This is a genomic window from Microbacterium sp. NPDC007973, from assembly GCF_042958465.1.
GTDB classification, from domain to species: domain Bacteria; phylum Actinomycetota; class Actinomycetes; order Actinomycetales; family Microbacteriaceae; genus Microbacterium; species Microbacterium galbum.
This window is the reverse complement of sequence record NZ_JBIBJJ010000002.1, coordinates 44,506-60,574: the sequence shown is the minus strand read 5'-3', so window position 1 is coordinate 60,574 and position 16,069 is coordinate 44,506. Positions and strand designations below refer to the sequence as shown.

Sequence of the window (16,069 nt, the reverse complement as noted above, 5' to 3'; positions counted from 1 at the left end):
GAAGCCGTCATCCCGTCGCCGCGACGTCGCGGCGCCCGTCCCCCGAACGAAGGAGCCGCGTCGATGAAGATCGTGGTGCTCATCAAAGAAGTCCCCGACACGTGGGGCGACCGTCGTCTCGACCTGGAGACGGGTCTGACCGACCGTTCCTCGTCGGCGCCGGTGCTCGACGAGATCGACGAGCGCGCGGTCGAGGCGGCGCTCGCGCACGCCGACGCGCACCCCGGCACCGAGGTCGTCGTCGTCACGATGGCCCCCGCCTCGGCCATGGCGACCGTGCGCAAGGCCCTGGCGATGGGGGCGACCTCGGCCGTTCACGTCGTCGACGACGCTCTGCGCGGCGCCGATCTGCTGCTGACCGCCGACGTGCTCGCCGCGGCGATCCGCCGCACGGGCTTCGACCTCGTGATCGCGGGCAACCTCTCCACCGACGGCGGGGGAGGAGTCGTCCCCGCCATGGTCGCCGAGATGCTCGGCGTGCCGCAGCTCACGGCGTTGTCGAGCCTCGAGGTCGCCGACGACTCCGTGTCGGGCGACCGCGTGAGCGATGCCGGGACGACGCGGGTGTCGGCATCCCTCCCCGCCGTGGTGTCGATCACCGAGGCGCTTCCGGAGGGGCGCTTCACGACCTTCAAGGGCATCATGGCCGCCAAGAAGAAGCCCTTCGAGACGTGGGATCTCGCCGAGCTCGGCGTCGAGGCCGACGACCCCGCTCAGGCGCGCTACATCATGCTGTCGGTCGCCGAGAGACCCCCGCGCGCCGCCGGTACGAAGATCGTCGACGAGGGCGATGCGGGCGAGAAGCTCGCCGCCTTCCTCGTGGCCGAGGGGGTGGCGTCATGAGCGTCGCGCTGGTCCTGCTCGAGGTGATGCCCTCGGGCGCACTCGCCGCCTCGTCGGCCGGGCTGCTGGTCGCCGCCGCGGAAGCGGGGGAGCCGGTCGCCGTCCTCGCGGCTCCCGCCGACGTGCTCGATCGTGCGGCGGAGCAGGCCGCGGGGTTCGGCGCGGTGCGCGTCCTCACCGCCGAGGTCGATCCCGCGGTGCTCACCGGCCCCGTCGTCGATGCGCTCGCCGCGGCGGTGGCCGCCGAGAGCCCCGACCTCGTGCTCGCCTCGAACGCGATCGAGTCGCGCGATGCCGCGGCCCGCCTCGCGGTGCGATTGCGCCTGCCGCTCGCGACCGACGTCGTCGGGGTCGCGCGCGACGACCTCGGCGTCGTCGCCCACCACGCGGCCTTCGGCGGTGCGTTCACGGTCGACGGGGCGCCGACCTTCGGTCCCCTCGTCGCGACCCTGCGCCCCGGGGCGGTGGATGCGCGGCTCGAGGCGCAGCCGCTCGCCGTGCGCGGCCTGCAGGTGACGGCATCCGGGGCTCCGTCCGCCCGGGTCGAGGACTTCTCCGAGACCGCGGCCCCCTCGACGCGGCCCGAGCTGCGCGGAGCGGGCGCGGTCGTCGCCGGTGGCCGAGGGGTGGGCTCGAAGGAGGACTTCGCGCTCGTCGAGCATCTCGCCGACGTGCTCGGCGCGGCCGTCGGCGCCTCGCGCGCGGCCGTCGACGCGGGGTACGCCCCCGCCAGCACGCAAGTGGGACAGACCGGGGTGTCGGTGTCGCCGCGGCTGTACGTGGCCCTGGGCATCTCGGGGGCGATCCAGCACCGGGCCGGGATGCAGACGGCCGGCGTGATCGTAGCGGTCGACAAGAACCCCGACGCTCCCATCTTCGACATCGCCGACTTCGGTATCGTCGGAGACCTGTTCACCGTCGTCCCGCAACTCATCAGCGCGCTAGAGGCCCACAAGAAGTAGATGGCGTCCACACCCCGCACTCCGCGACGCGGGCTGCCGCGCGTCCCCGGTGGGGAGCCCTGGCCGCCCGCGGGTTCCGGCGCGTCCGTGGGCGACGGCGCGGATGCCGCGGTGGCTGCGGAGCAAGACGCGGGCTCTGCCGCGACCCCGCGAAGCGGTGCGGAGCTCGCAGACCCCGGGCCGCGGGATGCGGGGGGTGCGACGACGTCCGAGGGGCGGACGGAGGATGCGCGCCCCGAGCCCGGCTCGCTCGAGGAGCGGGGCGCTGCGGTGCCGACGGTGCGCCGGGGCCTCCCCCGCGAGCCGGGCGGCGAGCCGTGGCCGCCGGCATCCGCCTCGCCGGGAACGCCCTCCGCGGGATCCGCTCGGCGCAGCGGGATCGCAGCGGAGACACCCTCCCCCGCGGATCCGGTGCTCGCCTCCGATGCCGTCGAGCCCTCGGGCGGTGCCACCGACTCCGACCCGGCCGTCACCCCTCCGGTGGCGGATGCCGCGACCGGAGGCGTGCGCCGTGGGCTCCCGCGCACGCCGGGCGGCGAGCCCTGGCCGCCGGCATCCGTCGCGGCGGGCACGCAGCCGACGCCGGAATCGGGCCGGAGCGGCGGGATCGGATCGGGGGCGTCCGCGGAGGCGACGTCGCGGCAGTCGTCCGAGCCCGGCGTCGTGTCCGCGGCGGAGACGGCCGAGCCCGGGGCGCGCGCGACTCCCGCGCCCCTCATGGCCTCCGCGCCCTCCGCGCCCGCGGCCCCGCGCCCTCCGCTCACCGTTCGCCGCACCGTCTGGCCCGGAGCCGCCGCGCGCCGAGCGGCCGCGGGGCGAGACACCGTTCCCGGAACGGCCGCCCGCGCGGCATCCGTCCCCACCGGTGGCGCGGCCCGGCCGGCCGCGGCGTGGTCGCCCCCGGCCGCTCTCCGCGATTACTCGCCCGCGCAGCTCCTCGGCTCGGCCGCCGTGCTCGGCGTCTTCGCGCTCGCCCTCGTCGGCACCGTGGTGCTGCTCGCGCGTTTCGTGCTCGCGCTCGGGCCCGGGCGGGAGTTCCTCGCAGCGTTCCCCGGCGAGTACCCCCTCCCCGCATCCGCGCCCGTCGGTCTGCCCGCGTGGCTCAACTGGTCGCATTTCCTCAACAGCTTCTTCCTGCTGCTGATCATCCGCACCGGCTGGCAGGTGCGTCGCGAGAAGAGACCCTCCGCCTTCTGGTCCCCGCGGAACAACCGGAAGCGGCGCATCAGCCTCGCCCTCTGGTTCCATCAGGCGCTCGACATCCTGTGGATCGCGAATGGCGTGGTGTTCGTCATGCTGCTCTTCGTCACCGGGCAGTGGATGCGGATCGTGCCGACCTCGTGGGAGGTGTTCCCGAACGCCCTCTCGGCCGCGCTCCAGTACGTCTCGCTCGACTGGCCCACCGAGAACGGATGGGTGAATTACAACAGCCTCCAGCAGCTGTCGTACTTCGCCGTCACCTTCGTCGCCGCGCCCCTCGCGATCGTCAGCGGCGTGCGCCTGTCGGGCGTCTGGCCGAAGGATGCCGAGAAGCTCAACCGGCTGTACCCGGCCGAGTGGGCGCGGAAGGTCCACTTCCCGACGATGCTCTTCTTCGTGGCCTTCATCGTGGTGCACGTCGCCCTCGTGCTCGCGACCGGCGCCCTGCGCAACCTGAACCACATGTACGCCGCCCGCGGGTCGGTCGACCCCGAGGCGTTCACGGGCGATCCGACCGGACTGCTCATCTTCGCGGCATCCCTCGTCGTGATGGCGGCGGCATGGATCGCCGCGCGTCCCGCGGTGCTCGTGCCGATCGCCCGCCTGTTCGGCGAGGTGAAGCAGCGCTGACGCGCGGGCCCGAGAGGGGATACCGAGACCGCATCCGCTCGTCGAGCCCGCCCGCGGTTGCAGGTGAACGTGTGCGGTTTCGGCGGCCGGGTGCGGTTTCCGCGTCGCTCGGGCCGCCGCGCCGCGCCCCTGTCAGACCCGTCCGCGCGCCCGCAGCCCGCCGGCGATGAGGTCGAGGCCGAAGGAGAAGTCCTCGCTCTCGAGGCCCGAGTCACCCTCGCGCGCGCCGAGGCTGTCGTACTGCAGGCGCTGCTGTTCGTGCCAGACGAAGCCGAGCACATAGTGCAGCACCGTGGTTGCGCCGCGGCGCGCGGTGTCGGCGTCGAACCCTGCGGTGGTGATCGCGGCGGTCAGTCGATCGTGCGCGAGGGACGACCCGAGTCCCAGGGCGAGCGTGCTCGAGACCACCTCGGCGCCGTCGCGATAGGCGAGCAGGGCGTCGCGCAGGGCGTGCGCCTCGCGGACGAGGTCGACGGCCGGGCCGGATGCCATCCGTCCGACGATCCGATCCGAGAGCTCTGCGAGCAGCGACTGCTTGTTGGGGAAGTGCCAGTACAGGGCGCTCGGTTGCACCTCGAGCGCCGTCGCGAGGCGTCGCATCGTCAGGTCGGGAAGGCCGTGGTCGTCGAGGATGCGCAGGGCCGTGCGGGCGACGTCGTCGGCGGAGTGTCCTCGCGGTGCCATGGGGATGAGTATAGTGAACGCCGTTCAAGTGAACACCGTTCAGGAAGGCTCCCCATGACTCGCACCCTCGACGCCACCGACCTCGCCCGCGTCGCCGTCTTCGCCGCCCTCATCGCCGCGCTCGGGCTCCCCGGGAGCTTCCCGGTCTTCGGCGGCGTGCCGATCACCGCGCAGACGCTCGGCGTCATGCTCGCCGGTGCCGTGCTCGGCCCCTGGCTCGGCGCGCTGTCGGTGACGGTGCTGCTCGCCCTGGTCGCGGTCGGTCTCCCGCTGCTCGCCGGGGGGCGAGGCGGGATCGGCGTCTTCCTCGGCCCCACCGCCGGATACGCGCTCGGGTGGATCCTCGGCGCGATCGTCATCGGCCTCCTCGTCCACGCGGGAGGTCGCCGCCCGGTCGTCTGGCGCACCGCGCTGGCGATGCTCGGCGGCGGGGTCGGAGCGATCTACGCCCTCGGCATCCCCGTCCAGAGCCTCGTCACCCGACTTCCGCTCGGGGAGACCGCCCTCTCCAGCCTCGTCTTCGTGCCCGGGGATCTGCTCAAGGCGGCGCTGGCGACGGTGGTGGTGACCGCCCTCGTGCGCGCCTACCCCCGCGGCTTCCGTCGGGACTGGCGCGAGGCGGCCCTTGCGCCGGTCGCGGTCGGAACCACGGCGTGAGCACGATCCGCTGCGACGGGCTGTCGGCCCGCCTCGGCGGTCGCGAGGTGCTGCGCGACGTCACGCTCGACCTTTCCGCCCGCACCATCGCCGTCGTCGGCGACAACGGTTCGGGCAAGTCCACGTTCGCGCGGCTCGTGGCGGGCCTCGTCCCGCGCTCGGGGGGAGAGCTGACCGTGCGGGGCCTCGATCCCGATCAGGATGCCACCGAGTTGCGCCGCCGCGCCGCCCTGGTCCTCAGCAACCCCGACGCGCAGATCGTGATGCCGGTCGTCGCGGACGACGTCGGGTTCTCGCTGCGCGCCGAACGCCTGTCGAAGGCGGAGCGCGCGGAGCGGGTGGCCCGCGCCCTGGCGCGATTCGCGCTCGCCGACGTCGCCGATCGGCCCGCGCACGACCTGTCCGGCGGTCAGAAGCAGCTGCTGGCGCTGTGCGGCGCGTTCGTCCGCGAGCCCGACCTCGTCGTCGCCGACGAGCCCACGGCCTTCCTCGACGCCCGCAACGCGCGCCGCATCGCCGACCACCTCCTGGCCGACACCGGGCACGCCCTGATCCTCGTGACCCATGACCTGGCCCTCGCGCGACGGTGCGAGGCCGCCGTGCTGTTCGCGGAGGGGTCCGTGAGCGCCGCGGGCGCGGCATCCGACGTGGTGGACGCCTACGAACGGGCGCTGACGTGCTGAGCCTGTACCGGCCCGGCGACGGCATCCTGCACCGGTTGCCCGCGGGCCCCACGATGCTCCTGCTCGCGATCGTCGCGCTCGGGCTGGCGTCGCTGCCGAGCGCGGCGTGGGCCGCGGCCGTCTGCGGCGGAGCCGTGGTCCTCTCCTATGCCGTGTCCGGCCTCGGGATGCTCGAGCTGGGGAGGCAGCTCCGGGGCCTGCGCTGGATCCTGGCGATCACCGCGACCGGCCAGCTCGTCTTCCTCGGCCCCGAACCCGCGTTGGCGAACACGGCGCGCGTCGCGGCGGCGCTGCTCATCGCGGCCCTGCTGCCGCTGACCACCCGCGTGGACGACATGCTCGACGCCCTCGAGCGCGGCCTCCGCCCGCTCCGCAGGATCGGGATGGATGCCGACCGCGCGGCGCTCCTGCTCGCGGTCGCGATCACGACGGTCCCGGTCCTCGCTCGGCTGGCCGCCGAGGTGCGCGAGGCGCAGCGCGCCCGCGGCATCCGTCCGTCGCTGCGCGCGGGCATCCTCCCTTTCGTCGTGCTGTCGCTCCGGCACGCCGACCAGCTGGGCGAGGCGCTCGCCGCCCGCGGGGTGCGCTGACCTCGCCTCGTCCTCGCCGACGGCGTGGTTCGAGCGACTCGGCGCCCCGCTACGCCCCCGCCGCGCGGCCCGCCGCGAAGCCCTCGGCATAGGCCTCGTCGGCGCCCTGGCGGAACATGTCGCGCACCGGGTCGCGCACGATCGAGCGCGCACCGGGAAGGTCGAGGTCTCCGACGAGGTCGGCGCGCCCGCGCACGATCGCGACGGGCCGGCGCGCGGCCTTGCCCTTGACCAGATCGGTGGCGGCGGCGATCTCGTCGGCCACGCACGGCAGGGTCACCACGAGGGGGCGGCCTTCGGCATCCACCGTCCCGCGGAGGTCTTCGAAGACGTGGATGCCACCGGCCCCGATCGCGTGATCGGTCTGGCCCTCGCGCCAGGCGCGGCCGAGCGTGTCGGTGATGATCACGCCCACGTGCGCGCCCGTCGCCGTGCGCAGGCCCGTGGCGAGGGCTCGCGCCGAGGCGTCGGGGTCGACGGGCAGCAGCAGCACGGTGCCCTCGGGGGTGTTGCTCGCGTCGACGCCCGCGGCGGCCGAGACGATGCCGAGGGGGTTCTCGACGATGCGCGTCACGTGCCCGGTGGGGGAGGTGCGGGAGGCCACGAGGCGCACGGTCTCGCGCGTGATCGCGTCTTCGCGGTCGGCGGCCTCGATGATGCGGCCCTCCGCCTTCGACACGATCTTGCTCGTGACGACGACGATGTCGCCGTCACGCAGCGACCGGTCGGAACCGTCGTGCGGCGATCGGTCTGAACCGTCGCGCGGCGACTCGCGCACGGCATCCAGGATCACCCCGACGAGGTCGTCGCCGGGGGTGATCTCACGGATGCCGTCGAGGGCCCAGATCTGCAGCACGGTCAGCGGACGAAGCGCACCTCGGTGAGCTCCTCGCCGAGGAAGGGCTCGGTGTGCGAGGCGCCGTCGAGGGCGAAGCCGTTGCGCGTGTAGAAGCGGTGCGCGCGGGGGTTGTCCTCGGCGACCCAGAGGTACAGGCCCTCGCCCTCCTCGACGGCGGCGTCGAAGAGCTGCTGGCCGATGCCCGTGCCGTGGTAGGCGTCGAGCAGGTAGATGAAGTACAGCTCGCGCTCGCGCGGGGCGTCGTCATCGCGCGCCGGACCCGAGCCGACGAAGCCGACGATCTCGCCGTTCACGAGGGCGGCGTGCATGCGGTATCCGTCGCCCTGGGCGGCCCAATGGGTCCAGAGCTCGGCCATGCGACGCGGGGAGACGGCCTCGAGGGCCGCCTTGCTGATGAGGTGGTCGTAAGTCTCGTGCCAGCAGGTGGCGTGCACGCGGCCCAGGGCCTCGGCATCCACATCGCGCACCGGACGGACGACGATGTCGGTTCGGGTTTCCGCAGTCATGGCGCGACTCTACGCGCGGGCACGGCGGAGGTGAAATCGGGGTGGGCGCGCGAGGCGATGGGGTAAGAGAGGCGTCTGTCCGGCGCGGTGTGCCACGATGCGCGGGTGCCGGATCGTCGCTCGTTCACCCCCGTCGAGGCCCGCATCGACGCGGTCGCGAACCGTCTGCTCGCCGGCGCGCCCACCTCGGGGGCGCGGGCGCGGGCCGTGGAGTTCGCCGTCTTCGTGCTCAAGCAGGCGTGGGCCTGCGTGTTCGGGGCGGCCTTCCTCGTGGTCGTCCTCGCGGCGAAGCTCTGGTACCCCGACGGCGCCGCGCTCGCCCGCAACGACGCCCTCACGATCGCCGCGGTGCTGATCCAGGTCGCCATGGTCGCCGGTCGCCTCGAGACCCTGCGCGAGCTGCGGGTCGTCGTGCTCTTCCACATCGTCGGTACCGTGATGGAGCTGTTCAAGACCGACGTCGGCTCGTGGATGTACGCCGCCGACGGCGTGCTGCGCCTCGGCGGGGTACCCCTGTACAGCGGGTTCATGTACGCCGCGGTGGGCAGCTACATGGTCCGCGTGTACCGGCTGTTCGACCTGCGCTTCTCGCGGTACCCGAGACGGTGGCTCACCGCCGTGGTCGCGGCGCTCATCTACGTCAATTTCTTCTCGCACCACTGGATCGTCGACCTGCGCTGGGGGCTCGTCCTGGCCGTCGTCGTGCTGTGGGGCCGCACGACCATGCACTTCCGTTTCTTCCGCGGGACGTTCCGCATGCCGCTGCTCCTGGCGTTCGCGGGCGTGGCGCTGTTCATCTGGCTCGCCGAGAACATCGCCACCTACGCGGGAGCCTGGCTCTACCCCTCGCAGGTGGGCGGGTGGCATCCGGTCGACGCGTCGAAGCTGTCGTCGTGGTTCCTGCTCATGATCGTCTCGGTGGTGCTCGTCACGTGGGTCTATCCGCCGCGCAGGCCGGATGCCGAGGAGCCGACGCCACAGGGATCGACCGGTCATCCTGTGGATATGTGACAACGCAATCGCCGATCCGTCGTCGACTCGCTACGCTCGCCCCTCGTGAACGTCCTCTGGCGCACGCTTCTCGTGCTCGTCCGTGCCCGCCGTCGTCTGCGCCGCGAGGGGCCCATCGACCCGAACACGGTGGCGCGCCTGCGCATCCGCGTGCTGCCGACCGACATCGATCTGCTGCGCCACCTGAACAACGGGCGGTACCTGTCGCTGTTCGACCTCGGGCGCTGGGACCTGCTGACCCGCGCCGGACTGATGTCGGCGATGACGACGCAGGGCTGGTACGCCGTGGTGGCGGCCGAGACCATCACCTTCCGCCGCTCGCTGGAGCTCTGGCAGCGCTTCGAGCTCGAGACGCGCCTGATCGGGCACGACGACCGCGCCGTGTACCTCGAGCACCGCGCGCTGGTGAAGGGCGAGATCTACGCCCGCGCGATCATCCGGGCCCGCATCCTGCGCCGCACCGGCGGGACCGTCCCGCACGACGAGCTCTTCGCCGCCGTCGGTCGGCCGGAGGGGCTGCCCGACATCGAGTCGTGGGTGCACGACTGGGCCGCGGGTTCGTCGCTGCCGTCGACGAAGCGCCCGGCGCCGAGCGTCTGGAGCTGAGCGCCGACCCCGCAGCCGCCGCCGAGCGGCTCAGCGACCGAAGCGCGCGTCGAGCCAGGCCACCTGCTTCATGAAGTGACGATAGCCGCCGCCCTCGTGCCCGTTGTAGCGGTAGACCTCGATCGCGGTATCCGTGGATGCCAGCGCGTGGAACGACGCGAAGACGCCCGAGGGCAGCACGACGTCGTCCATCAGCGCGACCGAGAACAGCGCGGGAGCGGTGATGCGGCGGGCGAGGATCGCCCCGTCGACGTAGGAGAGGGTGCGCAGCACCGCGTCCTCGGCATCCCGGTGGACGGACAGGAACCGCGTGATCTCGGTGAAGGGGGCGAGGGGGGTGCGCACGATCGCCGACGGGAAGTCCGCGAGGAACGGCACGTCGGGCAGGAGCGCGGCCACCGCCTCTCCCGCCAGCGCCGCGGCGGCGATCGAGAGTCCGCCGCCCTGGCTCCCGCCCGTCACGGCGATGCGCGAGGCGTCGACGCCCTCCATCCGCGAGACCTCGTCGACCAGCCGCACGGCGTCGGTGTACAGCCGGCGGTAGTAGTAATCGCGGGGGTCGAGGACGCCGCGGGTCATCACGCCCGGGAAGGCGGCGGCCGATCCGTGCGGATCGGGGGTGTCGCCGACGCTCCACGTCGACCCCTGGCCCCGGGTGTCCATGATGACGTGGACGTAACCCGCCGTCGCCCAGGCGGTCTTCTCGCCGGGGAGGCCGCGTCCGCCGCCATAGCCGATGAACTCGACGACCGCGGGCAGCTCCTCGTCGCCGTGCGGGCGCACGACCCAGCCGCGGATCTCGTCGCCGCCGAAGCCGGTGAAGGTGAGGTCCTGCACGCGGAGGGCCCGGACGGGCGATGCGACCTCGGCCAGCCGGAGGGGGCGAGCGGCCGCCCGGGCCTCGGCGAGCGTCTCGTCCCAGAACGCGTCGAGGTCGTCGGGCGCGGTGAGCGCGGGACGGTACTCGCGGAGCAGCTCGAGGGGAAGGTCGGTGAAAGTCTGGGCCATGCGGATCTCCGTCGATGTGGGGGCTGCACCGACAGTAGCGAAGGAGACGATCCGGTGCCCGCCACGGTGTCATCGCATTGCGGCCGGTCGTGCGCGGGTCGTCATCCGAGCGATGCGCGTCGGATCCGCCGCTTGCGCGGCGGGCCGCCGGGATGCCGCGCGCGCGATGCCTAGGCTGGCGCTCATGAGCACGAACGACCCTCGCGCCACCGGTCCTGCGCTCTCCTCCGACGTCGCCGAGCGTGCCGCAGCGCGGATCGCCGCGTTCTCGCCGCGGCCCGTCGCCCCCGCCCGTGGCGGCGACCTCGCCACCGACGCGGAGGCCGCGGACTTCACCGCCGCAGCCGTCGACGGCGTGCTCCGGCCCGAGAGTCTCACCGCGTCGGCCGCGGCCCTGCACCGCCTGGCCGAGGTCGTGCCCTCGTCGCTCCCGTGGTTCGTGCGCGGGGCGCTCCAGCTCGGCGGCGCTGTCGCCCCGGTGATGCCCACGCCCGCCGTGCCCCTCGCCAAGCGCGCCCTGCGCGATCTCGTCGGCTCCCTCGTCGTCGACGCGCGTCCCGAGCGTCTCGCCGCCGACCTCGCCGCGCTCGCCACCGAGGGGGAGACCCCCGATATCCGCCTGGTCGGACCCGCCGTCCTCGGTGACACCGCCGCGCGTCGTCGGCTCGACGGCATCCGGTCGCTCGTCTCCCGCGACGACGTCGAACGCGTCTCGCTCCCGCTCGCCGACGCGGTGGCGGGCCGGTCGGCATGGGCTTTCGACGCCGAGGTCGAGCACGCGGCCGAGCGCGTCCTGCCCCTGTTCCTCGACGCGCTCGCCGCCGGCACGCACCTCACCCTCGTCGTCCGCGACCGCGCCGAGCTCGACGTGACCGTCGCCGTGCTCACCCGCGTGCTCGAGGAACCGCGACTGACCGGCATGCGCGCGGGCATCGCCCTCCCCGTGGCCGTCTCCGAGACGGTCGAGGCCGCGCGAGAGCTCGCGGCGTGGGCACGGCAGCGCACGCACGATGACGGCGAGCGCCTCACGGTGCGTCTCGACGACGCCCCGATCGAGACCCCGGATGCCGCGACCTCCGCCCGCCATGGATGGGAGGCGCCCGCGGTCACCGCGCGCGACGACGTCGACGCCGCCCTCGTGCGCGGCCTCCGCGAAGCGCTGAGCACGCGCGCCCGCGACGGCCTACGGGTCGAGGTGGCCACGGCCGATCCGGAGCGCGCCGCCCTCGCCCTCGCGCTCGGCGACGACGCAGGCGCCGAGGTCACGCTCGTGCTCCCGCGGGCCACGCCGTGGACCCCCGACAGCGCCCGCGTGCGGACGGTGGCGGTCGTGCACCCCGACGACCTCGACGCGGTCGCCGCACCGCTCGCCGCTGCCGCCGCCGCGATGGTCGCGACCGCTGCGGGGCTCCCTCCGGCTGGGCCGATCAGCGCCTCCGGCGAGGCGTCGGGCGACGAGGACGGACCCGACGCCGCGACACCGGAGACCGCCGCGGTCGCCGCCCGCGCGCGCCGCGCGCTCGCCGGAGCCGACGCACCGCCGCCCGCGGGACGCCTGCCGCAGCGCGACGTCGCGCCGGAGCCGGCGATCCTGCGCGATCCCGCCGATGCCGACGCCGACGACCCGGGTCTCACGCAGGCCGTGCTCGGCATCGCGCGAGAGGCCGCGGCGTCCGAGGACACCTCCGCCCTGGGCCCCGACGTGCAGCAGATGCTGTTCGGCGGACAGGCGTTCGTCGACACCGCGGTGTTCTCGGCACGGGAGAGCGCGGAGCTCGCCGGGGGAGCCGCGGGCTTCCGCAACAGCGCCGACACCGACCCGACGGTCGCCGCGGACCGCTCCTGGGCCCTCGCCGTGCTCGACCGCGTCGGCGGCTCGACCGCGGGAGATGCGACGGCCGCCGCGGGGCGCATCAACGACGAGACCGGCCTCGACGAGGTCGTGACGCGCGTGCGCACCGGCGCGGAAGCGTGGGGCGCGTTGGCCGCCGCCGATCGCTCGGCCGTCCTGCAGGCGGCGTCGCGGACGCTCGCTGCTCGCCGCGCCGAGCTGATCGAGGTTCTCGCGTCGGAGGGCGGCGCGCTGCTCGCCGAAGCCGACGCCGAGGTGAGCCAGGCGGTCGACGCCGCCGCGTACTACGCCTCGACGGCGAAGGAGCTCGACCGGGTGCCGGGGGCCGTGTTCGTCCCCGATCGCCTCACCGTCGTCGCGCCCCGGTGGAACGCCTCGGTGGGACTGTGCGCGGGCGAGACGCTCGCCGCCCTGGCCGCGGGGTCGGGCGTCCTGCTCACGCCCTCGCCGCGGGCGCGCCGCGCGGGAGCGGTCGTCGCCGACGCGCTGTGGGCGGCGGGGGTGCCGCGCGACGTGCTCGCCTACGTCGACCTGAACGAAGACGCCTCGGGCCGGGCGCTGATCGCCCACCCGGGTGTCGACCGCGTGCTGCTCTCCGGTGCGCGGACCACGGCCGAGCGCTTCGCCGCCTGGCGTCCCGCGCTGGCGATGCAGGCGCTCACCGCCGGTCGCAACGCCGTGATCGTCGCGCCCTCCGCCGACCTCGACGAGGCCGCGGCCGACATCGTGACCGGCGCCTTCGCGCGGGCCGGGCAGGCGGCCACCGCGGTGTCGCTCGTCATCCTCGTCGGTGCGGCCGCGCGCTCCGCGCGGTTCACGGACCAGCTGAAGGATGCCGTGTCCTCGCTGCGCGTGGGACCGGCCGACGACCCGCTGTCCGATGTCGGGCCCCTGGTCGAGGAGCCGACGGGCGAGGTGCGCCGTGCCCTGACCGTGCTCGGCGACGGCGAACGGTGGCTCGTCGAGCCGCGGGAACTCGACCTCGGTCCCGAGACGGCCGGGCGGTTCTGGTCGCCGGGCGTGCGCACGGGGGTCACCGCCGGGTCGCACCTGACCCGGGCCGCGGTGGCGGCTCCGGTGCTCGGCATCCTGCACGCCCCCACCGTGACGCGGGCGATTGAACTGCAGAACGCGATCGGCTCGGGTTTCGTCGCGGGGCTGCACACGCGCGACGCGGCCGACCTCGACCTCTGGCTCGACACCGTGGAAGCCGCGGTGCTGCGGGTGAACCGCCCCTCGTCGGGCGCGGTGGTGCAGCGCGAGCCGATCGGCGGGTGGGGCGAGGCCGCGGTCGGCGACGGCGCGATGTCGGGCGGGCCGAACCGGCTCGTGACGCTCGGCTCGTGGCGGCCCTCGACCGGCGGGGCGTCGTCGTCGACGCTGCACCTGCGCGGACTCGACAGTCGCATCACCGCGCTCATCGAGGCCGCGCAGCCGACTCTGTCGTACGAGGCGTTCGACTGGCTCCGCCGCGGAGCGCTGTCGGACGCCGTGGCATGGGATCGCGAGTACGGCCGCGTGCGCGACGTCTCGCGGCTCGGCGTCGAGCGCAACCTCCGCCGCTACCGTCCGGCCGACGTGGCCGTGCGGGCGACGGCCGACGCGTCGTGGCAGGCGGTGCTGCGCGTGCTCGTGGCGGCGGTGCGATCGGGCTCGACGTTCTCGCTCAGCACGCCGGTGGGGCTCCCCGCCGCCGTGCGGCACCTGCTCGGCGAGAGCGAGATCGCGGTCTCGGTCGAGAGCGACCAGGAGTGGCTGCAGCGCCTGGCGGGTGGCATCCCGGATGCCGAGACCGGCGGCGAGACGCCCATCGTCGCTCCGCGGCCGGGGCGCGTGCGCCTGGTGGGTCCCGCGACGACGGTCGAGTCGGTGCGCGCGGCGGTCGCCGAGACGGTCGGCGCCGACGTGTCGCTCACCCTCTACGCCGACGAGGTGACGACGGCGGGTCGCCTCGAACTGCTGCCGTTCCTGCGCGAGCAGGCCGTGTCGATCGGCGCGTTCCGCTTCGGCCGCGTCGACCCCTGGAGCGCCGAGGTGATCTGAGGCGCGCTCTCGCTGCGCCCGGGGTGGCCCCTGCCCGGTGGTCGAGGTCACGGGATCTCGCCGAGGTCACGGGTCGTGGCGTGCGCGTTCGCCCGGGTCGCGTGGTCTCGCGCCGGTGCGGGGCGCGAGGGCGCGACCGGGGCGTGCGCCCGCCGCGTCGCCGGCCGTGGGGTGGTTTCGAAAACGCTGGGCGGCCGCGAGGCGGGCGGGTAGCGTCGGAAGCCGAACGCGAGGAGCACCGATGACCGCTGCCCGACTCACCGTCGACCCCCGTTCCCAGATCGGCCCCGTGCGCCGCCGGCTGTTCGGGGGGTTCGTCGAGCACCTCGGCCGCCACGTCTACGACGGCATCCACGAGCCCGGCCACCCCGAGGCCGACGAGCAGGGCTTCCGTCGGGACGTCCTGGAGCTCGTGCGCGAACTCGGGGTGACGATGATCCGCTACCCCGGCGGCAACTTCGTCTCGGGCTTCCGCTGGGAGGACAGCGTCGGCCCGCGCGAGCAGCGCCCGCGTCGCCTCGACCTCGCGTGGCATTCGACCGAGACGAACGAGGTGGGCCTGCACGAGTTCGTCGACTGGCTCGACAAGGCCGGCAGCGAGCTCATGCTCGCCGTCAACCTCGGCACGCGGGGCACGCTCGAGGCGATCGACCTGCTCGAGTACGCCAACCTCCCCGGCGGCACGGCCCTGTCGCAGCAGCGCATCGACAACGGCCGCGAGGCCGCGTTCGACGTGCGCGTGTGGTGCCTGGGCAACGAGATGGACGGCCCGTGGCAGCTCGGCCACCGCTCGGCCGACGACTACGGCAAGATCGCGGCCCGGACCGCCAAGGGGATGCGACAGCTCGACCCGTCGATCGAGCTCGTCGTGTGCGGATCGTCGGGCGCCCAGATGCCGACGTTCGGAGACTGGGAACGCGAGGTGCTGACCCACACCTACGACGACGTCGACATGATCTCGTGCCACGCGTACTACCAGGAGCACGACGGCGACATCGACTCCTTCCTCGCCTCGGCGGTCGACATGGACCGCTTCATCGACGCCGTCGTCGCCACCGCCGACCACGTCGGCGCCGTGCGCGGCAGCGCGAAGAAGATCGACATCTCCTTCGACGAGTGGAACATCTGGTACATGGACCGCGTCGAGTCCGTGAAGCCCACCGCGATCGACGACTGGCCCGTCGCCCCGCGCCTGCTCGAGGACGTCTACTCGGCCTTGGATGCCGTGGTCTTCGGCAGCCTCATGATCTCGTTGCTCGCGCACGCCGACCGCGTGGCATCCGCCTCCCTCGCCCAGCTCGTCAACGTCATCGCGCCGATCATGACGGAGCCGGGCGGCGCGTCCTGGCGGCAGACGACGTTCTTCCCCTTCGCGATCACGTCACGGCTCGCGCGGGGCGAGGCGATCCGCCCGCAGGTCGAGGCGCCGACGATCGACACCTCGCGGTACGGCACCGTGCCCGCGGTGGATGCCGTGGCCACCCACGACGCGGAGACCGGGGAGAGCGCCATCTTCCTCGTCCACCGCGGGCGCGGCGACGCGGTCGAGCTCCGGATCGACGTGGCAGGTCTCGGAGACGTCGAGATCGTCGAGGCGCACGTGCTGCACGACGACGACCCGTCCGCGAGCAACACCCTCGACGACCCCGAGCGCGTACAGCCCCGGACGCTCGGGACGCGCCTGACGGACGGCATCCTGCACGTCACGCTCCCGCCCATCGCGTGGGCGGCGGTGGCGTTGCGGCGGGGGTGACCGGCCCGGGGCCCGCGCTCACACCCTCAGCGATCCGCACGAACGCAGCCGTCTCGAGAGGGAAGCGGCTGAGGGTGTGCGCATTACCGAGCTGCACGCGGCGGACGGGCCTGGCGCGTCGCCACCGCGGTGACACGCGGAACGCCCGCCCCGCGGCATCCTGAAGGCCGATGAGGACGGGC

Annotated in this window: 14 protein-coding genes; 10 read left to right on the top strand and 4 right to left on the bottom strand. The window is 74.0% G+C overall.

Going from position 1 to position 16,069, the window contains the following annotated elements; genetic code table 11:
- Positions 1 to 63 precede the first annotated feature (63 nt).
- The 3 genes from ACFZA2_RS05390 to ACFZA2_RS05380 are packed head-to-tail and all read left to right on the top strand — an operon-like array spanning position 64 to position 3,635.
- A complete protein-coding gene (locus ACFZA2_RS05390; protein WP_391401669.1) occupies positions 64 to 843 on the top strand; it encodes an electron transfer flavoprotein subunit beta/FixA family protein in 780 nt (259 codons plus the stop codon).
- Entirely contained in the window at positions 840 to 1,805 is a 966-nt protein-coding gene (locus ACFZA2_RS05385; protein WP_391401666.1) for an electron transfer flavoprotein subunit alpha/FixB family protein, read from the top strand. The genes ACFZA2_RS05390 and ACFZA2_RS05385 overlap by 4 nt, the downstream gene beginning before the upstream one ends.
- Positions 1,806 to 3,635 (top strand): cytochrome b/b6 domain-containing protein, encoded by a 1,830-nt coding sequence (locus ACFZA2_RS05380; RefSeq protein ID WP_391401663.1) that lies wholly within the window; start codon positions 1,806 to 1,808, stop codon positions 3,633 to 3,635.
- A 132-nt stretch (positions 3,636 to 3,767) separates the two neighbouring features.
- On the opposite strand, the gene ACFZA2_RS05375 is transcribed toward ACFZA2_RS05380, so the two are convergent.
- Entirely contained in the window at positions 3,768 to 4,319 is a 552-nt protein-coding gene (locus ACFZA2_RS05375) for a TetR/AcrR family transcriptional regulator C-terminal domain-containing protein (protein ID WP_391401661.1), read from the bottom strand.
- Positions 4,320 to 4,373: 54 nt separating this feature from the next.
- On the opposite strand from ACFZA2_RS05375, the gene ACFZA2_RS05370 reads away from it, so the two are divergent.
- From ACFZA2_RS05370 to ACFZA2_RS05360, 3 genes are read left to right on the top strand one after another with little or no spacing between them, the layout of a single operon-like run.
- A complete protein-coding gene (locus tag ACFZA2_RS05370) occupies positions 4,374 to 4,976 on the top strand; it encodes a biotin transporter BioY (RefSeq protein ID WP_391401658.1) in 603 nt (200 codons plus the stop codon).
- Complete coding sequence (locus ACFZA2_RS05365) at positions 4,973 to 5,659, top strand: energy-coupling factor ABC transporter ATP-binding protein (RefSeq protein ID WP_391401655.1); 687 nt, start codon at positions 4,973 to 4,975, stop codon at positions 5,657 to 5,659. Before ACFZA2_RS05370 ends, ACFZA2_RS05365 begins: the two co-directional genes overlap by 4 nt.
- Positions 5,653 to 6,249: an energy-coupling factor transporter transmembrane component T family protein gene (locus ACFZA2_RS05360; protein ID WP_391401652.1), complete on the top strand. Its 597-nt coding sequence runs from the start codon at positions 5,653 to 5,655 to the stop codon at positions 6,247 to 6,249. The genes ACFZA2_RS05365 and ACFZA2_RS05360 overlap by 7 nt, the downstream gene beginning before the upstream one ends.
- A gap of 49 nt (positions 6,250 to 6,298) precedes the next feature.
- Here ACFZA2_RS05360 and cofE read toward each other — a convergent pair whose 3' ends face one another.
- Positions 6,299 to 7,105 (bottom strand): coenzyme F420-0:L-glutamate ligase, encoded by an 807-nt coding sequence (cofE, locus tag ACFZA2_RS05355; RefSeq protein WP_391401649.1) that lies wholly within the window; start codon positions 7,103 to 7,105, stop codon positions 6,299 to 6,301.
- A 2-nt stretch (positions 7,106 to 7,107) separates the two neighbouring features.
- On the bottom strand, positions 7,108 to 7,614 hold the full coding sequence (locus tag ACFZA2_RS05350; RefSeq protein WP_315994393.1) for a GNAT family N-acetyltransferase: 507 nt from the start codon (positions 7,612 to 7,614) through the stop codon (positions 7,108 to 7,110).
- Positions 7,615 to 7,719: 105 nt separating this feature from the next.
- Between ACFZA2_RS05350 and ACFZA2_RS05345 the strand changes: the two genes are divergently transcribed.
- Positions 7,720 to 8,625 carry a DUF817 domain-containing protein gene (locus tag ACFZA2_RS05345; RefSeq protein WP_391401645.1) on the top strand — a complete coding sequence of 302 codons (906 nt, stop codon included), beginning with the start codon at positions 7,720 to 7,722 and terminating at the stop codon, positions 8,623 to 8,625.
- A gap of 45 nt (positions 8,626 to 8,670) precedes the next feature.
- On the top strand, positions 8,671 to 9,231 hold the full coding sequence (locus ACFZA2_RS05340) for an acyl-CoA thioesterase (RefSeq protein ID WP_363389000.1): 561 nt from the start codon (positions 8,671 to 8,673) through the stop codon (positions 9,229 to 9,231).
- A gap of 30 nt (positions 9,232 to 9,261) precedes the next feature.
- Here the strand turns inward: ACFZA2_RS05340 and ACFZA2_RS05335 are convergent, their stop codons facing one another.
- Positions 9,262 to 10,239, bottom strand: coding sequence for an acetylxylan esterase (locus ACFZA2_RS05335; protein ID WP_391401641.1), 978 nt, complete (start codon positions 10,237 to 10,239; stop codon positions 9,262 to 9,264).
- Positions 10,240 to 10,423: 184 nt separating this feature from the next.
- Here ACFZA2_RS05335 and ACFZA2_RS05330 point away from each other — a divergent pair, with 184 nt between their 5' ends.
- Together ACFZA2_RS05330 and ACFZA2_RS05325 are read left to right on the top strand one after the other, a co-directional pair.
- Positions 10,424 to 14,134, top strand: a complete 3,711-nt coding sequence (locus tag ACFZA2_RS05330; protein ID WP_391401638.1) for an aldehyde dehydrogenase family protein — start codon at positions 10,424 to 10,426, stop codon at positions 14,132 to 14,134.
- A gap of 241 nt (positions 14,135 to 14,375) precedes the next feature.
- Positions 14,376 to 15,887, top strand: a complete 1,512-nt coding sequence (locus ACFZA2_RS05325; protein ID WP_391401635.1) for an alpha-N-arabinofuranosidase — start codon at positions 14,376 to 14,378, stop codon at positions 15,885 to 15,887.
- Positions 15,888 to 16,069 lie beyond the last annotated feature (182 nt).